The following is a 20048-nucleotide window of genomic DNA, read 5'->3' on the forward strand; positions in this document are numbered from 1 at the left end:
TTTAAGTTTAAGCCTTGAAAATTCAAGGGACAATAATTAATTAAATTGGATTAGTCAAGTATACTCGTTTAATTTGGAAAATTGGCTACGTTGTCTTGGTAAGTCCTCGGGTGCTCACGTATTAATATACGCTCCGCTCCTCGGCTTACAGACTCCTTGCTCTTTTCCAAATTAAACTTCGTCTATTCGTCTACTTAACAGTAATTCTAATAGTACTTAATTAACAACTGAATATCAATAAATTTTATATTATGTCAGATAATTTAGCCTTACACGGCACAACAATACTTTGTTTAAAAAAGAACGAAGAAATAATTATAGCAGCAGATGGACAAGTCTCGCATGGTAATACCGTACTAAAATCTACAGCACGAAAACTTCGGACTATAGCAAATAATAAAATTATTGCCGGTTTTGCAGGTTCTACGGCTGACGGTCTTGCGTTATTTGAAAAACTTGCAGTAAAGATAGAGCAACATAAGCATAATTTACTTAGAAGTGCAGTTGAGCTTGCAAAAGATTGGCGTAGCGATAAATATTTGAGACGTTTGGAAGCAATGATGATTGTTGCTGATCGTAGTCATATATTAATTTTAACCGGTAACGGTGATGTCGTAGAGCCTGAAAATAATGTTGCAGCAATAGGTTCAGGCGGTTTATTTGCACTATCTGCCGCTCGCGCTCTAATGTCTTACGAGAATAATTTAACTGCTGAAGAAATTGCTTTAAAATCTATGAATATAGCTGCAGATTTGTGTGTATTTTCTAATCATAATATTATAATGGAAAAAGTTGTATGAAAGCTACTAAAACTACTTATAAAAAAGACCCTATGGGGCTTACCCCTTCTCAAATAGTGAATGAACTTAATAGATTTATCGTAGGTCAAGAAAAGGCCAAAAAAGCCGTTGCTATTGCACTTAGAAATCGTTGTCGTCGTAAAAGAGTAGAAGGTAATTTACGTAATGAAATAGTACCGAAAAATATTTTAATGATTGGTTCAACCGGTGTCGGGAAAACGGAAATAGCAAGACGCCTTGCAAAGCTGACTAATTCTCCTTTCTATAAAATTGAAGCAACTAAATTTACTGAAGTCGGATATGTAGGGCGTGATGTAGAATCAATAATGCGTGATTTAGTCGAAATAGCCGTTAATACTGAAAAAACTTTAGCAAAAACGAAAGTAGATATTAATGCCCGTGAAAAAGCGATAGAGAGAATATTAGATAGTTTAGTAGGTAAAACTTCTAGTAGTGAGACTAGAGAAAAGTTCAAAGAAAAAATTTTAAACGGCGAACTTGATGATACGGAAATTGAAATTAGTGTAGCTGATACTACACCTGTCGGCAGTGGAAGTTTTGAAATACCGGGTATGCCGGGCGCATCTATGGGCGTTCTTAATCTTGGCGATATGATTGGACGAGCCCTTGGCAGCAGTAAGACTAAAACAAAAAAAATGCTAGTTAAAGATGCTATGGCTATTATTATACCTGAAGAATCAGAAAAATTAATAGACCAAGAAAAAATTATTCAGCAAGCTATAAATTTAGCTGAAAATGACGGTATAGTTTTTATTGATGAAATTGATAAAATAGCTTCGACTGGTAGTTCCGGAGCAAAAAATGCCGAAATAAGTAGAGAGGGAGTGCAAAGAGATTTGCTACCTTTGATAGAGGGCACGACGGTTAATACTAAATATGGACCGGTTAAAACCGATCATATATTATTTATTGCTTCCGGTGCTTTCCATATTGCTAAACCTTCTGATTTATTACCGGAGTTACAAGGAAGGTTACCGATTAGAGTAGAATTAAATTCGCTTACCAAAGATGATATGATTAAAATATTGCTTGAGCCTGAAACTAGTTTAATAAAACAATATTCGGCGTTAATAGGTACTGAAGACGTGTGTCTTGAATTTGCTGCTTCTGCTATTGAGAAGATAGCGGATTATGCGATCACCGTTAATTTAGAAGTCGAAGATATAGGGGCTAGAAGGCTGCATACTATACTTGAGAATTTGCTTGAGGATATAAGCTTTGAAGCTAGCGAAATGAAAGGCAAAAAAATAACTATCGATGATAAATTCGTAGAAAATCAATTGTCAAAAATAATAACTAATCTTGACCTAGCTAAGTTTGTTCTATAGTATGTTTTTCAATCGATAGTTGAGATAAGATTGTTATTTTTCATCATTACGAGGAAATTACGTCAGTAATTGACGAAGCAATCTCAGGAGTTTATTATTTCATGAGATTGCCACGCAGCCTATGGCTGCTCGCAATGACGATTTAGTAGTATCTATGCAATAACATCTACAACCTAGCAAAATAGCATTTTAAGAAAAATTTCATGATAATGCATATAGCAAGTCTAACGTTTAATGGAATTGATATTATCGATGTTGATGTGCAGGTACAAATATCACCGGGTATCCCTGCTTTTACTATAGTAGGGTTTGCCGATAAAAACTATAGCTGAATCAAAAGAACGAGTTAAAGCAGCGTTATCTTCTATAGGGTTTGCACTACCTACTAAAAAGATTTTAATAAATTTAGCTCCGGCAGATTTAGTAAAAGAAGGAAGCCACTTCGATCTTGCGATTGCTTGTGCGATACTTACCGCAATGAATATTTTACTTGAACTTGAAATTGCGGAATATTTGATAATAGGAGAGCTATCATTAGACGGTTCAATCTTACCGGTAAGCGGAGCTTTACCTGCAGCGATTGGGGTTTCTGTTAGAGGTAAAGGTCTTATTTGTTCAAGTAAAAACAGCTCGGAAGTTGCTTGGTCGGGTAATGATAATATACTTGTTGCAGGTAATTTAATTGAACTAGTAAATCCTTTTAAAGGTTCACAAGTTTTAACTCCTCCGGAAGCTAAGCTACAAGATGAGCCGATAAATTATCCCGATTTTAAAGATATAAAAGGTCAGAAAATTGCTAAACGAGCTTTAGAAGCAGCATCAGGTGGGCATAACCTTTTAATGTTCGGTCCTCCCGGAACCGGTAAATCAAGACTTGCTGCCTGTCTTCCCAGTATACTACCTAAAATGTCTACAAAAGAAATTTTAGAATGTAGCATGATTACAAGTATTGCAGGAAAATTTTTAGACGGTAAACTTTACCAAAGCAAGGCCGTGCAGAACTCCACATTATTCATGCTCACTGGCCGCTATGGTCGGTGGCGGTGTCGGAAAAAAAAGTAAAGCCTGGGGAAATTACGCTAGCTCATAACGGAGTATTATTTTTAGATGAACTACCTGAATTTCCACAGCATGTTGTTGATGCATGAAGACAGCCTATTGAAAACGGTGAAATACTAATCTCACGATCAAATGCTCATATAAAATATCCATCCGGCAAATTTCCAGTTAATAGCAGCTATGAATCCTTGTAAATGCGGTTATTGAAGCGATTCTTATAAAGAATGTATGAAAGCTCCAAAATGTGCTTGCGACTATCAAATGAAAGTATCGGGACCTATTATGGATAGATTTGATTTGCATATAGAAGTATCTAGTATTCATGTTTATAATTATGACTTGATTGTAGATAACTCTGAGGAAGAATCTGAATATATAGCTGCAAGAGTCGAGAAAGTACGTGTAATTCAAGAAAAGAGATATGAGGGCTATAATATTAAAACAAATAACAGATTAGATGGGTAGTTGTTAATAGATTACGCTATGCCTGCAGATGAAGGTAAAGATTTACTGAATGAAGCGGCAAATAAATTTCATTTATCAATGCGTGCTTATAACCGCATACTTAGAGTAGCGCGCACGATTGCCGATCTTGAGAATGTTGATAAGGTCTTGAAAGTGCATATTGCGGAAGCTTTGAGTTACCGTATACTGTCTTCATTTTTTGCAATATATTTACGATGATTTAAGGATAAAAGATATGAGTACTATAATAAGTTTTGATTACGCTATAAAATAATTTAAATTTATTAAAAGATAAAGGGGATTATGAAATAGTCGAGGGATTTATTTCGGCTATTCTTAAAGATGCTGGTTATAAGTTCTGTTAAAATAAAAGCCCTACTAGAAAGTGGCAGTAATGAAAATGATAGCTTAAAATCTAGCGTCGCAGATGTCATTGTGGAAGATGAAGAAGGGCATAAATATATAGTAGAAATAGATAAATCCTATACAAATCTTTTTATGCATAAAGCTTGTTTTAATTCTAGTAGATTAATAGTTGATAGTCTTTCTAAGAGCGAGGATTATTCTACTATAAAACAATATTTCATATTAATTTATTGTATTTTCCTTTTGATAATATGAAAGCACCTTTATATCACGGTAAGACTATTTTTAGAGAAGTTGATAAAAAACACCCTATGAAATTTTCTTTGGGAGATATATGAGAGGTAAAATATTTGATTATCCAGCTGATGGTTCAAACCTCCACCTTCAGGTGGAGAAACTTTAGTTTGAATAAGTCATAGTCGTCTTATATAAAATAAGTAAGTAGGACTTATTTTATAGGATGACTATGACAGAATATGAAAAAGGGAAACATACGGTATATTATCACAGGTATCACATAGTATGGATAACAAAATACCGTTATAAAGTATTAACCCAAGTTATCAAAGAAAGGATTAGGGAAATCATAGCTCAAGTTTCAGAGGAAATGAATATTAGGATAGTAAATGGGGTGATATCATCTGATCATTTACATATTTTAGTATCGATACCTCCTAATATAGCAGTAAGTGAATTTGTACAAAGAGCAAAAGGTAGAACTGCACGTAGAATACAACAAGAATTCCCAGAATTAAAAAAGAGATATTGGGGGAAGCATTTTTGGGGAAGAGGTTATTTTAGTACAACAAGTGGTCATATCACAGATGAAGTAATTAATGAGTATATAAATAACCATACAGAAGCTCATAAACCAACTTCTATTTCTAACATTAGATTGGAATAAGCTTTAGCTTAAACTCTACGGCACTTCTAGTGCCTATCATCAACCTACCGGCTCTCAGCCGGTAGTGGTTGAGTTATATAATGTATTGCCAGAATATATTGTAATATCAGTACTATTATTTAATGATGTTATAAGAGATGAATTGGATGAATGGCTATATGTAGTAAAACATTCTGAAGTTAAGAAAGATTTTAAATCACCATATATGAAGAAAGTAGCAAAACATCTTGATATACTTAAGATGACTCCTAAAGAGCAAATAATTTATCGTGCCTATATGAGAATAAAAGCTATAAAGAGCGTGATTATATAGTTTCTGTTGAAGAAAAAAGGTAGAGAACAAGGTATGGCAAAAGGAATAGAAGAGGGGAGGAAAAAAGGTAAACAAAAAGGTATACAAGAAGGCGAAGTTACAAAAAGTATAAAAATAGCAAAAAAGATGTTAATGAAAAAAAACTCGATAGAAGAAATACATGAGATTACTGAAGTATCTATAAAAGAAATAGAGCGATTACAAACAGAAATTGAGAACCTTAAAAAATAACTATCTTTAATGACAAAAATTTACTTTATAGCTGGTGAGGTGTCAGGAGACTTTGTAGGTGGTCGTATAATTCAACATTTAAAAAACAATACAGAAGTACAACTAAATTCACCTGTATCAAGCTTTGTGAATGACGCTGTACAGTTTGTTGGTGTTGGCGACAAATATATGGAGGAAGCCGGTAGCTTTAAAAGCTTATTTCCTATTACTTCCATAAATTTAATGGGTTTTGTAGAAATTTTGCCTCATATTTTTAAGCTTAAAAAATTAATTGATAAAACTGTGGAGGATATAATAAATAGTAAAGCTGATTTATTAATTACCATAGATTCACCAGGGTTTACTTATCGTGTGGCAAAGCGAGTAAGGAAACTTTTACCAAAGCTGAAAATGATTCATATCGTTGCACCGTCAGTTTGGGCATATAAAGAGGGTAGGGCAGTAAAATATGCTAAAATTTATGATTGTTTATTTGCTTTACTACCGTTTGAACCTCCATATTTTACTAAAGTCGGTCTTGATTGTAGATATATAGGTCATCCGATTATGGAGCAAGAGTTTTATAGTGATAAAATAGCTTTACGTGAAGAGTTTAAAATAGATGAGAATGAGAGAGTTTTGTGTGTTACTCTTGGTAGTAGAAAGGGTGAGATTCTAAGGCATGTATCGGTTTTTGTTTCTTCTATTGAAGAAATATTCAAGAGTTGTAATAATCTTAAAGTTATATTTACTCTTGCAAATCCTGCTCATGAGGCAATAATAAAACCGTTTCTAGAAGATGTTAAGTTTAATTATTTATTTTCAAGTGAGAGACTTAAAACTTATGCTGTTGCGGATGTAGCTTTAGCAAAATCCGGTACTAATACTTTAGAGATAGCAGCTTCCGGTACTCCTATGATTGTGGCTTATAAAGTTAATCTTATAAGCTTTTTTATTATCAGGCTATTGATAAAAATAAAATATGTTATGTTGATAAATATTATAGCCGATAAAGAAATAATTCCGGAATTTATCCAATTTAATTGCCGAGCTAATCTTATTAGTAATAAGCTTCAAGAATTATTATTTAATTCTAAAAAAGCTTATGAGCAGGTAATAGAAAGCCAAAAAATTTTGCAGCAATTAGGATTTAAATCAAACCGATTACAGCTAAATTCAGAAAGTTTTAGACACGATGAATTTAAAGGCAAGCTAGCTAGGCGTACAAAAGTACGTGAACACAGGCTTAGCTTGGAAAATTCGCTTGTATCAAGTAATCGAGATGACGCTGTACCTTCTTATATAGCTGCAGAAATTATTAAACAGGAGTTCTTAGAACCTAAAATAAAGTTGTTAAAAGAGAAAGATTAGTACTTGAAACCAGTGGTCCACAACATTTTCTGAATTATAATAAACATTAATATTAATATAATAAAAAAATATGTTTCCATATTTTTTCTTATAGTATTAATTTGTTTCATTAAAATTTTTAAATCATTGGAAATTTTTTTGTATTCCTCATTGTTATCAGAACGCATTGTTGTCAAGAACCCGGATAAGTTTCCTAACTTATGTTGTAAAGCTTTTAACCTTTCAGTATGTTCTTCGTGTTTTAGATCGGTATTGTGATCTTGTATCATAATATATAATGCCCATTATAAGATCAGTATTAACGCCGGTATAGTAGTAATATGAACTATGAATAAAGATTTATATTTTTTGTTTGTAATAAAAATTCTAACTTTTCATTTTACAGGAGTATACTATTGTTATAGTAAATTGGTTTGCGTTATTAATTTGTTGCTCATTAGTCATCTAGTTTTAATATTTTAATTACCAAATATTAAAACTATTGATTGATTTAGCAAAAACTATATAAATTTAAATTTAACAAAAAATTAGTTTTACTATATGTTATTTCAAATGTCAAGAAAAAAACCATATTTCGTGGTAATGTTTTTTATTAATATTTCTAAGCCTTATAAAAATAATAGTTATTATGTTAAACAACCTATTCAAAATTAAACTTTTTTTAGTTATAGTATTTCTAACTATATTCATTACTTTGCTAAATTTTAGTATATTTTATATTTTTGTGCCGGGTAATCTTACTCAAAATAAAACGATAATTATTGAACCTAAATTATCCGTAAATCAAATAGTTACAAAACTTTATTCTAATGAAGTAATCAAATATCCAAGAATTTTTAAGGTAATTGCTAAAATTTATTCTATAAAAAGACCTCTTAAAAGCGGTGAATATGTGTTTACTCGTAATATATCGCCTCTGCAAACTTTAAGAATATTAGCAAGCGGTAAATCTATAATACACAAGATAATTGTCCCGGAAGGTACGGTAGTTAGTGAGGTTATAAAGAAAATTAATGAAGAAAGTCGATTACTTGGAGAAATAAAAGGGATAATACCTGAAGGTTTTTTAATGCCTTCCACGTATTTTTTTTCTTACGGTGATCAAAAAGAGCAGATAATTGATCACATGAGAAATTTAATGTCTGCTAATTTAGATAAAGTAATGCAAAATCTTGCACCGGATTCTCCATTAAAAACTAGACTTGAGGTATTAACGCTAGCTTCAATAATTGAAAAAGAAGCCGGCTCAAATGCAGAAAAGCCTATTATAGCAGCAGTATTCATTAATCGTTTAAAGAAAAATATGAAGCTACAAGCCGATTCGACTACTATATATGCTTTGACTGAAGGAAAATTTAAATTAGCAAGAGCTTTAACAAAAAAAGATTTATTGCAAGAACTACCCTATAATACTTATTATATAAAAGGTTTACCACCCGGTCCGATTTCTTGTCCGTCGTTGAAATCTTTAGAAGCAGTGGTAAAATCTGCTAAAACGGATGCATTATTTTTTGTAGTTGATGGTAAAGGCGGGCATAATTTTTCTAACAATCTTAATGATCATAATAAATTTGTTGAAACTTATCGAAAAAGTTTGATTAAAGTACCTGAGCCGGCAATTGATCCTGAAAAACCATCTACTCGATGAACTTCAAAAATTGGCAACGTCGTCTTATAAGAGCTGTGGTGCTCACGTATTAAGTATACGCTCCGCTTCTCTTGCCTTATAGACTCCTTGCTCGTTTTGAAGTGGATTTGCGTATATTTTTATCTACTTAAGGGATGTTATCATGAATAATAGTGAATTTAGTAAAATAGCCGAGACAACAATTGCATATATAGCAGAAAAGATAGAAGAGCAGGATAAAGAAGCAAGTATAGATGTAGATTTACAAGGCGATATATTAAACCTTGATACTGATAAAGGGGTATATATAATAAATAAACAAAGTGCCGCCAAAGAAATTTGGTTGTCGTCGCCGGTTAGCGGTCCTTATCATTTTTTTTATGCACAAGGCGAATGGACAAATAGAGCAGGGCTTGAATTAATGGCTATTTTAACTGAAGAACTTAATATTAAATTTGATACTCGCCCCACTTGAAAAATTAGCAACAATGTCTTTGTAAGACCTCGGATGCTGAACGTTTAATATACGCTCCGCTCCTCGGCTTACAGACCGATTACTCTTTTCCAAGTTAAACTTCGTATCACTACTCTTCATTTTACTTCGGAGTATATATGAAAGATTTTGAAACTGCCGATAGTGCCGAAAAAGTTTATGATTTAATAATAAAAAATGCTCCTACTCGTGCATCTATATTCATTGATGTTGACGATATGCTTATAACTCCTAAATCAAAAACTTTTAAGAAGCCGCCTTATAATCAAATAATTGATAGAATTAAGGAAAATAAAAGTAGTTATGACCATTATGAGGAAATTATCAGTAATTGGCGTTTGCAGCGAAAAGTAATATTAATTGATGAAGAGTGGGTAGAAGTTATAAACAAGCTCAAGGAAAAGTTTCCGGTTTATGGTCTTACACAAATGAATACGGGAGCATTCGGCAATATTCCTTCTATGCAAGATTGGCGATATAAAGAACTAAAAGAGCTGGGTATCGAATTTTCAGATAATGAAAAATTAGTAATTTATAATTCAGGACAAAAGGATGAGGCTATTTTTTATAAAGGTATATTTATAACCGGTAATCACTCAAAAAGTGGTACTTTATCAAAATTTTCTGAAGAGCTAAATGCTAGTTTTATTGTATTTGTTGATGATCGTGCGAAGCATATTGAAGATGTAGGAGATTATTGTAAAAAGAATAAAATAGGTTTGTTAGACATTTTATTTGACGGACTTAAAAATTTAACAGGCGAACCTGATCCTACACTTGCCGAATTTTAAGAATCATATTTAATAAAAAACGCTAAATGGCTTGAAGACATAGAAGCTTATGGGCTAATGGTCAGGAAGTAATAATTAAATAGAATACATGCCCACATAGATATCGTCATTGTGAGCAGCCATATAGGCGGTGTGGCAATCCATAAAAAATAATAAAAATTCTGTAAATCAGAATTTTTAACTAGATTCAATTACTGCGTAATTTTCCTCGCAATGACGACTCAGTATCCACGCAGGAATGGTATCGAGAGTCGCACAACACTCTAAATAATCCCTAAAATCCATGAGTGTTAAAAATGTACTTTCTAAAAAATTTTTTGATAATATTCATAATTCTAATTTCAAATCTAGTATCCGCAAATACTTATAGGCAGATAAATTACAAAATAACACCTTTGTCTAATACGTCTGTTTCAGCTATCAAAGTTGAGACGGAAATAATCGGTAATATGAGTGGTGAGGTTGTTTTAGATTTACCCTATGCATGGGCAAATGCTACATATTACAAGCAAATCAAAAATGTTAAGCTAGAATATCCTATTGGAAAATTACAGTTGAGAAATCAAGACTCGAATGAAGCTATTTTAAATACGGGAAAAATCAATATTATTCGTTTAAGCTACGAAATATATCAAAAAACCGGTAATCCTTATGATATCCACGAAGCAATAATTAGACAAAATTTAATTCATTCACCGGGTTATGGGCTTTTTGCTACTCCCGGTGATCTAAATGGAAATGATATAGTAGCGTTTAACATTGAATGGAATAATATTCCTGATAGCTGGAAAACAATATCAGATTATGGTCTTGGTAAAAGCGTGAAATTTAAAGCTATGCCGATTGAATTATATAGTGCAGTTTATGTAGCGGGTGATTTACGTGTTTACAAAATTGTCGATCAAAAAAATCCTGTATATCTTTCGTTACATGGTCAATTTGTGATCTTAAAGATGAAGAAATAGTTTCTTATATAAATAAAATTATCAAGGAACAAAGAACATTTTTCCATGATAATGATTTTCCTTATTATCTAATAAGTTTAATCGAGGGGAATCAACCTAGACATATGGGCGGAACGGGCTTAACTCATAGTTTTACTGCATTTATTCCTCAAGGTTTGGACAAACAGGATTATATAACGTTACTTGCTCATGAACATCTACATAATTGGACAGGGAAGAAAATACGTAATAACTTAGAACGATTAAATTATTGGTGGAGTGAGGGATTTACCGATTATTATAGCAGGGTTTTAGCCTTACGTTCCAGTGTTATAACGCTTGAGGAATTTGTAGAAGAATTTAATAAATTCTTTGAGAATTATTATTTATCACCTGTTATAAATGAACCTAATAATTTAATCGAAACAGATTATTGGCAAGATTATGCAGTACAAAGATTGCCATATTATCGTGGATTTGTTTTGGCACTTTATTTGGACAATTTCATTGAGAATAATAAGAGTAAATCGCTGGATAATGTTATGCTTGATTATCCAGCTGATGGTTCAAACCTCCACCTTCAGGTGGAGAAACTTTAGTTTGAATAAGTCATAGTCGTCTTATATAAAATAAGTAAGTAGGACTTATTTTATAGGATGACTATGACAGAATATGAAAAAGGGAAACATACGGTATATTATCACAGGTATCACATAGTATGGATAACAAAATACCGTTATAAAGTATTAACCCAAGTTATCAAAGAAAGGATTAGGGAAATCATAGCTCAAGTTTCAGAGGAAATGAATATTAGGATAGTAAATGGGGTGATATCATCTGATCATTTACATATTTTAGTATCGATACCTCCTAATATAGCAGTAAGTGAATTTGTACAAAGAGCAAAAGGTAGAACTGCACGTAGAATACAACAAGAATTCCCAGAATTAAAAAAGAGATATTGGGGGAAGCATTTTTGGGGAAGAGGTTATTTTAGTACAACAAGTGGTCATATCACAGATGAAGTAATTAATGAGTATATAAATAACCATACAGAAGCTCATAAACCAACTTCTATTTCTAACATTAGATTGGAATAAGCTTTAGCTTAAACTCTACGGCACTTCTAGTGCCTATCATCAACCTACCGGCTCTCAGCCGGTAGTGGTTGAGTTATTTAAAACCTCAAAAGAACAAGAATTTTCAAGCGATTATTTTAAAAAAATAGTTAAAAATTATGTTCCAAAGGGTATAGATAAAGAGATAAATGAATATATAGAACAAGGTAAAACTATAGATTTAGCTAATGTTGCTAAAGTGCTGTCGATCGAGAAAATAACAATGGGGCATATGATCGTGGTTTTGATAGAGATGCTTTAATGAATAATTATACAATAAAAAATATTGACGAAAATAGTAACGCTTATAAATCTGGACTTAGAAACGGGGACATAGTTATAAAATATGATTTTCCTAAATGTGGTTCTCCTGATCAGATAGTTACAATCAACACAATTAAAGGCGAGTTTCAATTTAGACCTGAAAGTGCTAATAAAAAGATATATACAGGTTCAAGCCTACTTTGTCTAAAGAAGATAAGCTAAAAATCAAAAAGTTTTTTAACAGCTAAACCTTCTTTTTATCTTAAAGTGTTATTAATTTTTTAATTATTTATTAATAATATCCATTGACACAACCCAACATTTAAGTTATAATTGCGTCACGATTTAATTTTAAGGGGAAAAATCATGAAAAAAACTATACGGGGCCACAAACTTCAAAAAAAACATCTAGTTACTTTGACAGTGCTACAATTCATTTTCAAAATGCTATCAAAGCTGCGACAGATTTCACAATGTATGCTACCTGAGCAACGGAACATGCTATTAATGTGATAGAAAACGGTGCAAAAACTGTATGTTCCGTTCAAGGTTTTGTTTCTGATGTGAACAACTCTAATTATTCTGTTGTATCTACATTTGCTCAAGCAACCGTAGTAAGCCTTGTAACTTTTGCTTATTATAATCCTCCGGCTCTTATCGGTGCTTTTACCTTAGGAGCAATTTTAATTTCGCCGTCCGATTCTATTGAATGTGTAAAAAAGACAGTAAAAGCAGGAGTAACTGCAGGATATGTAGCTTATGAAACTGTGGAAGGTTTAGTAGCAGGAACAGCAGGTATAGTGTCTCTTATGCCGATAATATTTACGGTGATACCGCAGAGCTTGCCGGCTGCTATTAATACTAACATAATAGAGTATTATAGTTAAAATATTGTCATACTCAATCGTCATTGTGAGGAGTTGCATGGCTTCTATGTCATTCCCGCTTTCGCGGGAATGACATAGAGAATCACGCACTAGTTAAACGCTTTATTATCTCTTCTCTATCAATCAAAGGTAAAACGCCTGTGATTTCCGGTCCTGATTCTCTGGCGGTTAAAGCAAGGCGAAGAGGTAAAAATAACTCCTTACCTTTCCTGCCTGTTATATTTGTTATTTCTTTAGTCCAAATGCTCCAGCTATCTTTAGTGATTTCACCTTTCGGTAATAATTCTGCTGCTTGCTTTAAATATTCCTTATCTAAATTTAGATTTTCTACATTCGGAGTTTGATGGCAAATTTCCCACCAATCTTTTACATCACGTAATTTTTGCAAGTTAGGGCTTACCGATAACCAAAAATTTTCATCAATATACTCGGCATTTATTTCTTTAAGGCGTTCTTTTACTGTATCAAAATCTAAACTTATAAGTAATTTATGATTTAATCTTTCTAAATCTTCCGGCTGATAGATAGTTGGACTTTTAGAGAAACTACTTATCTCAAATTGATTTGCTAGCTTCTCCATTGATTTATAAGGCAAGATTTGTGCTGATGAACCAAGTAAACTAAAAAAGCTAGCGATTGCCATAGCTTCGATTCCCACTTCTTTTCTAAGAGTTGCGATCTCAAAACCTCCAACTCTTTTAGAAATTTTCTCATCTTTATTGATTATTAAACTTAAATGCCCAAAAGTCGGAGGAGTAGTATTTAAAGCCTCAAACATTTGAATTTGAATGGCGGTATTGCTAACGTGATCTTCACCCCTAATAATATGAGTAATATCATAATCAATATCGTCAATAACTGAGCATAACATATAGGTCATACTACCGTCTGCTCTTATCACTATTGGGTCGCTTAAAGCCTTGCCGTCATATTTAACTTCGCCTTTGATCATATCATGCCAGTTAATCAGTTCATGATTTACCAAAAATCTATAATGCGGTTTTCTTCCTTGTTCTATATATTTCTTTGCTTGCTCTTCAGTGAGATTTAAGCTAGCTCGATCATAAATCGGTGGTAAACCTTTAGATAATTGAAATTTACGCTTTAATTCTAGCTCTTCAGGAGTCTCATAGCAGGCATATAATCTTTTTTTGTCTAGTAATAGATTTTTGATTTCATCATATCTACTTAAACGACTTAATTGATTAAATGTCTGATCCCAATTAATATTTAAAAATTTTAGATCTTCCTCGATAGCGTCTTTATATTCCTGTTTACTACGCTCTAAATCCGTATCGTCAAATCTTAAAATAAACTGTCCGTTATGCTTCTTTGCATATAGCCAGTTAAGCAATGCTGCCCTGATATTCCCAACATGTAACATACCGGTCGGTGACGGAGCAAATCGTGTTATAACTTTTGTCATAAATAAGTAATTTTATTAATTGTCATCCCGTGGCTTGACCACGGGATCTTGTATTACAGCCTGTGTCCTGAGACCCCGTGATCAAGTCACGGGGTGACACTAAACCATTTACGCCTGTTTCTTCTCTAATTTCTCTTTATTCTCTTCAATTAGCTTCATCGCATCATCTAAGCTTAAATTTAGAAAATCATATTTTTTTTGCACTGCAATAAATTTACCCATATATTTTATGTAAGGACCGAATTTACCGTATCCTACCATAATTTCCTCGTCGCTATCTTTATGAATACCTATTTTTAGCGGTAAGCTTAGAAGCTTTAATGCTATATCAAGTGTAATATCATTTTGGTTCAAGCTAGCAGGCACGGGGCTACGTTTCGGCTTTACTTTGCCTTCTTGTTCGCCAAGTTGAATATAAGGTCCGTAAGGTCCTTTTTTCAGATATATTTCTACTCCGTCTTTATCCGTACCTAAAACTTTATTCTCATTAGGCATAGCGGCAGGCTCGCCTTCATTCTCGTTATTATCGTTACCGCTAACAATAGATTTTCTAAAAGTACATTCAGGGTAATTACTACATGCTAAAAACGCTCCGAATTTACCAAGTTTTAAGCTAAGCTCGCCCGTGTTACATGAAGTACAAACTTTAGATTCTTTATTCTCACCGAACAAGTGATAATCAAGGGCTTTCTGTACATAGCTAATAATCTCGGTTATTTTCTGCTCGTTTACTGATTCAATATTATGGTTAAAACCGCTCCAAAAATTATTTAAAGCAGCTTTCCATTCAAGTTTGCCAGCTGCTATTTCGTCTAATTCGTTTTCAAGTCCTGCAGTAAAATCATATTCAACGTATTTTTTGAAGAAACCGACTAAAAATACCGTGACCAAACGTCCAAGCTCTTCAGGTATAAAGCGTTTTTTCTCAAGAGCAACATATTTTCGATCTTGTAAAACCGATAAAATACTAGCATAGGTCGAAGGACGACCGATCCCAAGCTCTTCAAGTTTTTTCACTAAACTTGCTTCTGAATATCTTGGAGGCGGTTCGGTAAAATGTTGATTTGGAATAACTTCTTTAGTTTTAAGTGGCTCTTGTTCTTTTAAAGGCGGCAGCATTTTATTTTCTTCTTCAGCTTCATCGTCCACACTTTCACGATAAACCTTGTAAAATCCGTCAAAGGCTATAGTCGATCCGTTTGCTTTTGCCAAATATTCTTTATTTTCCGAAGCTAAATTTGCAACTACCAAATTCATTATAACATTTTCCATTTGGCAGGCTATAGTTCTTTTCCAAATCAACTCATAAAGCTTATAATAATCCTTTTCTAGCTTTTCTTTTAAGCTATCAGGAGTATAAGTAATATTTGTGGGTCTTATTGCTTCATGAGCTTCTTGAGCATTTTTTACTTTGGATTTATAAATTCTAGGGCTAGTCGGTAAATATTTATCGCCGTAACTTTTATCGATTAACTTACGTATATCTGCTATTGCATCATTTGATAATGTAACGCCGTCGGTTCTCATATAAGTAATAAGCCCTATAGTTTCCTTACCTATATCAACACCCTCATAAAGTTTTTGTGCTATTTGCATAGTCTTTTTAGCACTAAACCCTAATTTTCTTGCTGCGTCTTGTTGTAGTGATGAAGTAATAAAAGGAGGTTGTGGTTGACGTTTTTGTTGTTTTTTTTCTATCTTATCAACATGAAATTTTTGAGATTTTAATTTTTCGATTAAATCTTTGGCGTTTTTTTCGTTAATAATTGAGAATTTTTCTAATGTCTGATCGTTTACGTGAGTCAATTTAGCAGTAAATAGTTCGTTATTACTATTTTGCATTTTAAGGCTAATATCCCAATATTCTTCTGACTTAAAACGCTCTATTTCATCTTCTCGCTCACATATTAATCGCAGAGCCACGGACTGCACACGTCCTGCCGATTTACATCCTGGTAACTTACGCCATAAAAGAGGTGAAAGGGTAAAGCCGACTAAATAGTCTAAAGCTCTTCTTGCTTGTTGGGCATTTACTAAGTTAGTGTCAAGTTTCCTAGGATTTTCAACGGCATGAATAATTGCTTTTTTAGTGATTTCGTTAAATGCTACCCTTTTGAAAAAATCATCGGATTTAACTTGATTCTTTTCTTTTATTACCTCTGCAACATGCCATGAGATAGATTCACCTTCACGATCAGGATCGGTTGCAAGATATACTGCATCAGCTTTTTTAGCATCTTTAACTATGGCATCTACATATTTACCGGCTTTATCGGAAATATCATATTTCATTGCAAAATTTTCATCAGGTAACACCGAGCCTTTTTTAGAAGGTAAATCTCTAATATGACCGAATGATGCAATGACCTTAAACTCATCACCTAAATATTTATTTATCGTTTTTGCCTTTGCCGGCGATTCTACTATTACTAATTTCATCTACTTATTATAAACTAATGATATTTTATTACCGGCGTGACGCATTACTGTCCCGGCGAGTTCTAATTCTAATATTACCGTATATAATATGATAGGAAGCGGTAATTCTATTTCTTTTTGTAAATATTCAAAGTCTATGGGTACTGTCGATAATAATTCCAATATAGCAGTACGCTCCTTTTGTGACGGTTCTTTAACATATCTCGTATTTACTGTTCCTAGCTCAACAAAATCCTTAAATAATCCATCATCTTTTTTCATAAATTCTGCATATTGCGGTAAATTAGCTACAATATCGTTTACTGATTCCACTAAATATGCTCCCTCTCTCATCAATTTATTTGTACCTTGTACCTTGACATCTTGGATCTAAAGGAAAGCCAGGAACGGCAAATATTTCCCTATTTTGTTCAAGTGCAAATTTTGCAGTTATTAATGAACCGGATTTTAAACTTGCTTCTACTACCACTACTTCTAAGGCTAGTCCCGATATTATCCTATTACGCTGTGGAAAATGTTTTCCAAGCGGGGTAGAGCCGATAGGTAACTCAGCTAATATTAAACCTTCTTCTGCTAAATTTTCAAATAGTTTTTTATTTTCCGGTGGATATATATGATCAATACCGTCTGCAATAACTCCGATAGTTTGAGAAATTGCAGCTTGATGTACGCTGCTATCTATTCCCTCGTGCTAACCCTGAAACGGTTATATAACCTTCTTTTACTAAATAATTTGCAATTTTATGAGCAAAGCTTCTTCCGTTTGCAGCAGCGTTTTTTGCACCTACTATTGCAACGCATTTATTATGATTTAATAACTCTATATTACCTTTATAGCTTAATATTGGCGGTGGATCATAAATTTCAAGTAATAATTTTGATATTCCGGAGATTTATATGTGATGATCTTAGCATTGTCTTTTTCGAGAAGCTCTAACTCTTTTTCAGCATCGCTTTTACTGAAAATTTTAATTGGTTTTGACTTTCCGCCTTGCAATGAAAAATCCGGAACGTTATCTATGGCAGTTGCTGCATCACCGAATAATTTAATTAAACTAAAGAAAGTTTTAGGACCAATATTTTCACTGCTAATAAGACGTAAAATATTAATTGTTTCAATATTATAAGATATTTTAGGAGCAGAAAATAATTCTTTCAACATTATTTAGGGTGATTTGATATTGCGTTAGTGCTGTATGTCATTCCTGCCTAGGCGGGAATGACATCAGAACCATGCAACAACACTAGACAAGCCACGGTAGGACAGTTTTCCACTTTAATAACAGTAATATATTACAGCTTCTCTGCATGTGAGCTTAAATAATGTGCTATACCTTCATGTGATGGGGTAATTGCTTCCTCACCTTTATGCCAGCCGGCAGGACAAACTTCGCCGTGCTTTTGATGATGAGTTAAAGCATCGATTACTTTTAATGTATAATTAATATCACGACCGATAGGTAAGTCGTTAACTAGCATGTGACGTACTATGAAATCCTTATCGATTAAAAAAGTTCCACGCAAAGCAATACCGTCTTCATTAAGTACATTATATTTTGAAGAAATATCCTTTTTTATATCGGAAACCATTGGAAATTGTACTTGTCCAAGTCCGCCTTTATTATGCGGAGTATTTTTCCAAGCTAAATGGCTAAAATGAGAATCAACGCTAACAGCTACTACTTTAGTACGTCTTTCGGTAAATTCACCAAGCTTATTGTGAAATGCTATAATTTCCGATGGACAAACAAAAGTAAAATCTAGGGGATAAAAAAATAACACTATATTATCCCCTGCAGCATAATCGCTAAGTTTAAACTGATCGTCTATATTATTATTAGGCATAATAGCTTTAGCTGTAAAATCCGGAGCAGTTTTGCCGACAAATACTGACATATTCATAACCTTTTATTAATTAATAATCTGATATGATATATAAAACTAATTATTATTACAATAATAAATCTTTATAAATTGCTACTTATCTATTTTCGTTCCCGAAGAAGCTTTTAATTGGTTAAATATAGTTAACGCTCCGGTTACAAAACTACTCGGTTCTGAAAGATTTGCGGGTAAAATTACGGTGTTGGTATCTTTAGCCAAATTACCGAACGCACTAATATATTGTTCGGCTATTTTAAGAGCTACTGCATCACTTCCTCCCGTTTTTTGTACGGCAGTTGCGACAATCTCAATACTATTTGCCGTAGCGGTAGCGACTAAGCCTATTGCTTCAGCTTCACCTTTTGCCCTGTTAACTTGATCTGTATAAGAAGCTTCTGAATTCAGTACGATTTGTGCTTTTTCACCTTCTGCATGGTTAATTTTTGCTTGTCTATTACCTTCCGACTCTAGAATTTGAGCTCTTTTTTGACGCTCTGCCGCTACCTGCAATTCCATAGCTTTAAGTATAGTTTGTGGAGGTTGAATATCTTTAATTTCATAACGCATACATTGTATGCCCCAATTTATAGCAGCCTGATTAATAGCTGCTACAATTGCTACGTTTAAAGTTTCGCGCTCTTCAAAAGTTCTATCTAAAGGGAGTTTACCGATTTCCGAACGCATAGTAGTTTGAGCAAGCTGTGTTATGGCATAGTAAGGATTATTAACACCATAAGATGCTGCCATTGGATCAATGATCTTAACATATAAAACACCGTCTATAGATAATGTTACGTTATCGTTTGAAATAGCTGTTTGAGCGGTAACGTCTATTGCTTCTTCTTTTAAAGTATGTTTGTATGCTACTCTCTGAATGACAGGGATGAGTAAATTTAAGCCAGGCTGCAGTACCTTATCGAATTTTCCAAGTTTTTCTACTACCCATGCTTGTTGTTGCGGTACAACTTTAACCATTTGTATTATAACTAAAATCGCTATAATACTGAAAATTAATAATGCATATTCCATAATTCAATACCTTTTTTTATTTCCACTCTATATTATTTTTAATTATAAAAAAAGATTTAAGTTAAACGGTACTTAATTATATATTTTTTTATCACTAAAATGGGTTTTAATTACTTTGAGTAAAGAAAGAATGCTTGAATATTCTTCAAGTTGTTCATTTACATTTTTTATCTCATTTAAAGCGCTATTAAACTCTTTCTGCAATAAATACGTTTCAGCAGCTTTATTTTGTTCTAGTGTTTTAAGTAAAATACTTTGTAAAAATCTATAATAATAGTTGTCTAGTTTAGGTGTATCATCAGACATAAT

General features: G+C 33.0%; 28 protein-coding genes and 2 pseudogenes. 19 read left to right on the forward strand and 11 right to left on the reverse strand.

Annotated features, from left to right (window positions below; all coding sequences use genetic code 11):
- Positions 1-68 precede the first annotated feature (68 nt).
- Positions 69-170: a palindromic element RPE5 domain-containing protein gene (locus tag RMA_RS08175; protein WP_014408446.1), complete on the reverse strand. Its 102-nt coding sequence runs from the start codon at positions 168-170 to the stop codon at positions 69-71.
- Positions 171-251: 81 nt separating this feature from the next.
- On the opposite strand from RMA_RS08175, the gene hslV reads away from it, so the two are divergent.
- The 10 genes and pseudogenes from hslV (at position 252) to lpxB (ending at position 6837) form a co-directional block, all read left to right on the forward strand.
- A complete protein-coding gene (gene hslV / locus RMA_RS02360; protein ID WP_014408447.1) occupies positions 252-800 on the forward strand; it encodes an ATP-dependent protease subunit HslV in 549 nt (182 codons plus the stop codon).
- Positions 797-2149 (forward strand): ATP-dependent protease ATPase subunit HslU, encoded by a 1353-nt coding sequence (gene hslU / locus RMA_RS02365; protein WP_012152650.1) that lies wholly within the window; start codon positions 797-799, stop codon positions 2147-2149. The genes hslV and hslU overlap by 4 nt, the downstream gene beginning before the upstream one ends.
- 203 nt (positions 2150-2352) lie before the next feature.
- Entirely contained in the window at positions 2353-2481 is a 129-nt protein-coding gene (locus RMA_RS02370; RefSeq protein WP_041404604.1) for an ATPase, read from the forward strand.
- Positions 2459-3211: a magnesium chelatase domain-containing protein gene (locus tag RMA_RS11655; RefSeq protein WP_274377924.1), complete on the forward strand. Its 753-nt coding sequence runs from the start codon at positions 2459-2461 to the stop codon at positions 3209-3211. The genes RMA_RS02370 and RMA_RS11655 overlap by 23 nt, the downstream gene beginning before the upstream one ends.
- Positions 3193-3297 (forward strand): ATP-binding protein, encoded by a 105-nt coding sequence (locus RMA_RS11660; RefSeq protein ID WP_274377925.1) that lies wholly within the window; start codon positions 3193-3195, stop codon positions 3295-3297. The genes RMA_RS11655 and RMA_RS11660 overlap by 19 nt, the downstream gene beginning before the upstream one ends.
- Positions 3298-3421: 124 nt before the next feature.
- Positions 3422-3856: pseudogene (locus RMA_RS11925) on the forward strand (ATP-binding protein); the annotation flags it as partial.
- Between the two features lie 252 nt (positions 3857-4108).
- The gene (locus RMA_RS02390) at positions 4109-4294 is read left to right on the forward strand and encodes a hypothetical protein (RefSeq protein WP_041404960.1); all 186 of its coding nucleotides are present in this window, start codon (positions 4109-4111) and stop codon (positions 4292-4294) included.
- A 211-nt stretch (positions 4295-4505) separates the two neighbouring features.
- Positions 4506-4943 carry an IS200/IS605 family transposase gene (gene tnpA / locus RMA_RS02395; protein WP_041404948.1) on the forward strand — a complete coding sequence of 146 codons (438 nt, stop codon included), beginning with the start codon at positions 4506-4508 and terminating at the stop codon, positions 4941-4943.
- A gap of 64 nt (positions 4944-5007) precedes the next feature.
- Positions 5008-5487: pseudogene (locus RMA_RS11930) on the forward strand (hypothetical protein); the annotation flags it as partial.
- Positions 5488-5496: 9 nt separating this feature from the next.
- Positions 5497-6837 (forward strand): lipid-A-disaccharide synthase, encoded by a 1341-nt coding sequence (lpxB, locus tag RMA_RS02410; protein WP_012152651.1) that lies wholly within the window; start codon positions 5497-5499, stop codon positions 6835-6837.
- Here lpxB and RMA_RS02415 read toward each other — a convergent pair.
- Positions 6834-7106 carry a hypothetical protein gene (locus RMA_RS02415; protein ID WP_041404606.1) on the reverse strand — a complete coding sequence of 91 codons (273 nt, stop codon included), beginning with the start codon at positions 7104-7106 and terminating at the stop codon, positions 6834-6836. The two genes, lpxB and RMA_RS02415, sit on opposite strands and share 4 nt — an antisense overlap.
- Positions 7107-7465: 359 nt before the next feature.
- Here RMA_RS02415 and mltG point away from each other — a divergent pair, with 359 nt between their 5' ends.
- The 9 genes from mltG to RMA_RS09805 all read left to right on the forward strand — a co-directional run bounded on the left by mltG (position 7466) and on the right by RMA_RS09805 (position 12961).
- Positions 7466-8485 carry an endolytic transglycosylase MltG gene (mltG, locus tag RMA_RS02420; protein ID WP_041404607.1) on the forward strand — a complete coding sequence of 340 codons (1020 nt, stop codon included), beginning with the start codon at positions 7466-7468 and terminating at the stop codon, positions 8483-8485.
- A gap of 142 nt (positions 8486-8627) precedes the next feature.
- Positions 8628-8939 carry an iron donor protein CyaY gene (gene cyaY, locus RMA_RS02425; RefSeq protein WP_041404608.1) on the forward strand — a complete coding sequence of 104 codons (312 nt, stop codon included), beginning with the start codon at positions 8628-8630 and terminating at the stop codon, positions 8937-8939.
- A 137-nt stretch (positions 8940-9076) separates the two neighbouring features.
- Positions 9077-9748 carry a DUF2608 domain-containing protein gene (locus RMA_RS02430; RefSeq protein ID WP_012152655.1) on the forward strand — a complete coding sequence of 224 codons (672 nt, stop codon included), beginning with the start codon at positions 9077-9079 and terminating at the stop codon, positions 9746-9748.
- 395 nt (positions 9749-10143) lie between these two features.
- A complete protein-coding gene (locus RMA_RS02435) occupies positions 10144-10713 on the forward strand; it encodes a hypothetical protein (protein WP_238375542.1) in 570 nt (189 codons plus the stop codon).
- A 104-nt stretch (positions 10714-10817) separates the two neighbouring features.
- Positions 10818-11291, forward strand: coding sequence for a peptidase (locus RMA_RS02440; protein WP_238375543.1), 474 nt, complete (start codon positions 10818-10820; stop codon positions 11289-11291).
- A 63-nt stretch (positions 11292-11354) separates the two neighbouring features.
- On the forward strand, positions 11355-11792 hold the full coding sequence (tnpA, locus tag RMA_RS02445) for an IS200/IS605 family transposase (RefSeq protein ID WP_041404948.1): 438 nt from the start codon (positions 11355-11357) through the stop codon (positions 11790-11792).
- 64 nt (positions 11793-11856) lie between these two features.
- Positions 11857-12072 carry a hypothetical protein gene (locus tag RMA_RS10760; RefSeq protein ID WP_041404609.1) on the forward strand — a complete coding sequence of 72 codons (216 nt, stop codon included), beginning with the start codon at positions 11857-11859 and terminating at the stop codon, positions 12070-12072.
- Entirely contained in the window at positions 12072-12296 is a 225-nt protein-coding gene (locus tag RMA_RS10765; protein ID WP_238375544.1) for a hypothetical protein, read from the forward strand. The genes RMA_RS10760 and RMA_RS10765 overlap by 1 nt, the downstream gene beginning before the upstream one ends.
- Positions 12297-12583: 287 nt before the next feature.
- Positions 12584-12961, forward strand: coding sequence for a hypothetical protein (locus RMA_RS09805; RefSeq protein WP_187145922.1), 378 nt, complete (start codon positions 12584-12586; stop codon positions 12959-12961).
- A gap of 82 nt (positions 12962-13043) precedes the next feature.
- Here the strand turns inward: RMA_RS09805 and gltX are convergent, their stop codons facing one another.
- From gltX to RMA_RS02495, 9 genes are all read right to left on the reverse strand, one after another.
- Positions 13044-14387 (reverse strand): glutamate--tRNA ligase, encoded by a 1344-nt coding sequence (gene gltX / locus RMA_RS02465; protein ID WP_012152658.1) that lies wholly within the window; start codon positions 14385-14387, stop codon positions 13044-13046.
- Positions 14388-14495: 108 nt separating this feature from the next.
- Complete coding sequence (gene topA, locus RMA_RS02470) at positions 14496-16826, reverse strand: type I DNA topoisomerase (protein ID WP_012152659.1); 2331 nt, start codon at positions 16824-16826, stop codon at positions 14496-14498.
- Entirely contained in the window at positions 16827-17159 is a 333-nt protein-coding gene (locus RMA_RS02475) for a DNA processing protein DprA (RefSeq protein WP_202964939.1), read from the reverse strand.
- Positions 17160-17163: 4 nt separating this feature from the next.
- Positions 17164-17508, reverse strand: a complete 345-nt coding sequence (locus RMA_RS10245; RefSeq protein ID WP_337998655.1) for a DNA-processing protein DprA — start codon at positions 17506-17508, stop codon at positions 17164-17166.
- Complete coding sequence (locus tag RMA_RS08185) at positions 17501-17719, reverse strand: DNA-processing protein DprA (RefSeq protein ID WP_081427917.1); 219 nt, start codon at positions 17717-17719, stop codon at positions 17501-17503. Before RMA_RS08185 ends, RMA_RS10245 begins: the two co-directional genes overlap by 8 nt.
- Positions 17665-17988 carry a hypothetical protein gene (locus RMA_RS02480; RefSeq protein WP_041404610.1) on the reverse strand — a complete coding sequence of 108 codons (324 nt, stop codon included), beginning with the start codon at positions 17986-17988 and terminating at the stop codon, positions 17665-17667. Before RMA_RS02480 ends, RMA_RS08185 begins: the two co-directional genes overlap by 55 nt.
- Before the next feature lie 131 nt (positions 17989-18119).
- The gene (locus RMA_RS02485) at positions 18120-18722 is read right to left on the reverse strand and encodes a peroxiredoxin (RefSeq protein ID WP_041404966.1); all 603 of its coding nucleotides are present in this window, start codon (positions 18720-18722) and stop codon (positions 18120-18122) included.
- Positions 18723-18803: 81 nt separating this feature from the next.
- Positions 18804-19739, reverse strand: coding sequence for an SPFH domain-containing protein (locus RMA_RS02490; protein ID WP_014365972.1), 936 nt, complete (start codon positions 19737-19739; stop codon positions 18804-18806).
- 72 nt (positions 19740-19811) lie between these two features.
- Positions 19812-20045: a hypothetical protein gene (locus tag RMA_RS02495; RefSeq protein ID WP_041404611.1), complete on the reverse strand. Its 234-nt coding sequence runs from the start codon at positions 20043-20045 to the stop codon at positions 19812-19814.
- Positions 20046-20048: the final 3 nt, after the last annotated feature.

Origin of the sequence: Rickettsia massiliae MTU5 (genome assembly GCF_000016625.1) — a bacterium.
In the GTDB taxonomy this organism is placed as follows: Bacteria; Pseudomonadota; Alphaproteobacteria; order Rickettsiales; family Rickettsiaceae; genus Rickettsia; species Rickettsia rickettsii.

Excerpts from the sequence above, each read along its gene's own strand:
- hslV (WP_014408447.1), top strand. The coding sequence starts at position 252 with ATGTCAGATAATTTAGCCTTACACGGCACAACAATACTTTGTTTAAAA.
- hslU (WP_012152650.1), top strand. The coding sequence starts at position 797 with ATGAAAGCTACTAAAACTACTTATAAAAAAGACCCTATGGGGCTTACC.
- RMA_RS02370 (WP_041404604.1), top strand. The coding sequence starts at position 2,353 with ATGATAATGCATATAGCAAGTCTAACGTTTAATGGAATTGATATTATC.
- tnpA (WP_041404948.1), top strand. The coding sequence starts at position 4,506 with ATGACAGAATATGAAAAAGGGAAACATACGGTATATTATCACAGGTAT.
- lpxB (WP_012152651.1), top strand. The coding sequence starts at position 5,497 with ATGACAAAAATTTACTTTATAGCTGGTGAGGTGTCAGGAGACTTTGTA.
- RMA_RS02415 (WP_041404606.1), bottom strand. The coding sequence starts at position 7,106 with ATGATACAAGATCACAATACCGATCTAAAACACGAAGAACATACTGAA.
- mltG (WP_041404607.1), top strand. The coding sequence starts at position 7,466 with ATGTTAAACAACCTATTCAAAATTAAACTTTTTTTAGTTATAGTATTT.
- cyaY (WP_041404608.1), top strand. The coding sequence starts at position 8,628 with ATGAATAATAGTGAATTTAGTAAAATAGCCGAGACAACAATTGCATAT.
- RMA_RS02430 (WP_012152655.1), top strand. The coding sequence starts at position 9,077 with ATGAAAGATTTTGAAACTGCCGATAGTGCCGAAAAAGTTTATGATTTA.
- RMA_RS02440 (WP_238375543.1), top strand. The coding sequence starts at position 10,818 with ATGGGCGGAACGGGCTTAACTCATAGTTTTACTGCATTTATTCCTCAA.
- tnpA (WP_041404948.1), top strand. The coding sequence starts at position 11,355 with ATGACAGAATATGAAAAAGGGAAACATACGGTATATTATCACAGGTAT.
- RMA_RS10765 (WP_238375544.1), top strand. The coding sequence starts at position 12,072 with ATGAATAATTATACAATAAAAAATATTGACGAAAATAGTAACGCTTAT.
- gltX (WP_012152658.1), bottom strand. The coding sequence starts at position 14,387 with ATGACAAAAGTTATAACACGATTTGCTCCGTCACCGACCGGTATGTTA.
- topA (WP_012152659.1), bottom strand. The coding sequence starts at position 16,826 with ATGAAATTAGTAATAGTAGAATCGCCGGCAAAGGCAAAAACGATAAAT.
- RMA_RS02475 (WP_202964939.1), bottom strand. The coding sequence starts at position 17,159 with ATGAGAGAGGGAGCATATTTAGTGGAATCAGTAAACGATATTGTAGCT.
- RMA_RS02480 (WP_041404610.1), bottom strand. The coding sequence starts at position 17,988 with ATGTTGAAAGAATTATTTTCTGCTCCTAAAATATCTTATAATATTGAA.
- RMA_RS02485 (WP_041404966.1), bottom strand. The coding sequence starts at position 18,722 with ATGTCAGTATTTGTCGGCAAAACTGCTCCGGATTTTACAGCTAAAGCT.
- RMA_RS02490 (WP_014365972.1), bottom strand. The coding sequence starts at position 19,739 with ATGGAATATGCATTATTAATTTTCAGTATTATAGCGATTTTAGTTATA.
- RMA_RS02495 (WP_041404611.1), bottom strand. The coding sequence starts at position 20,045 with ATGTCTGATGATACACCTAAACTAGACAACTATTATTATAGATTTTTA.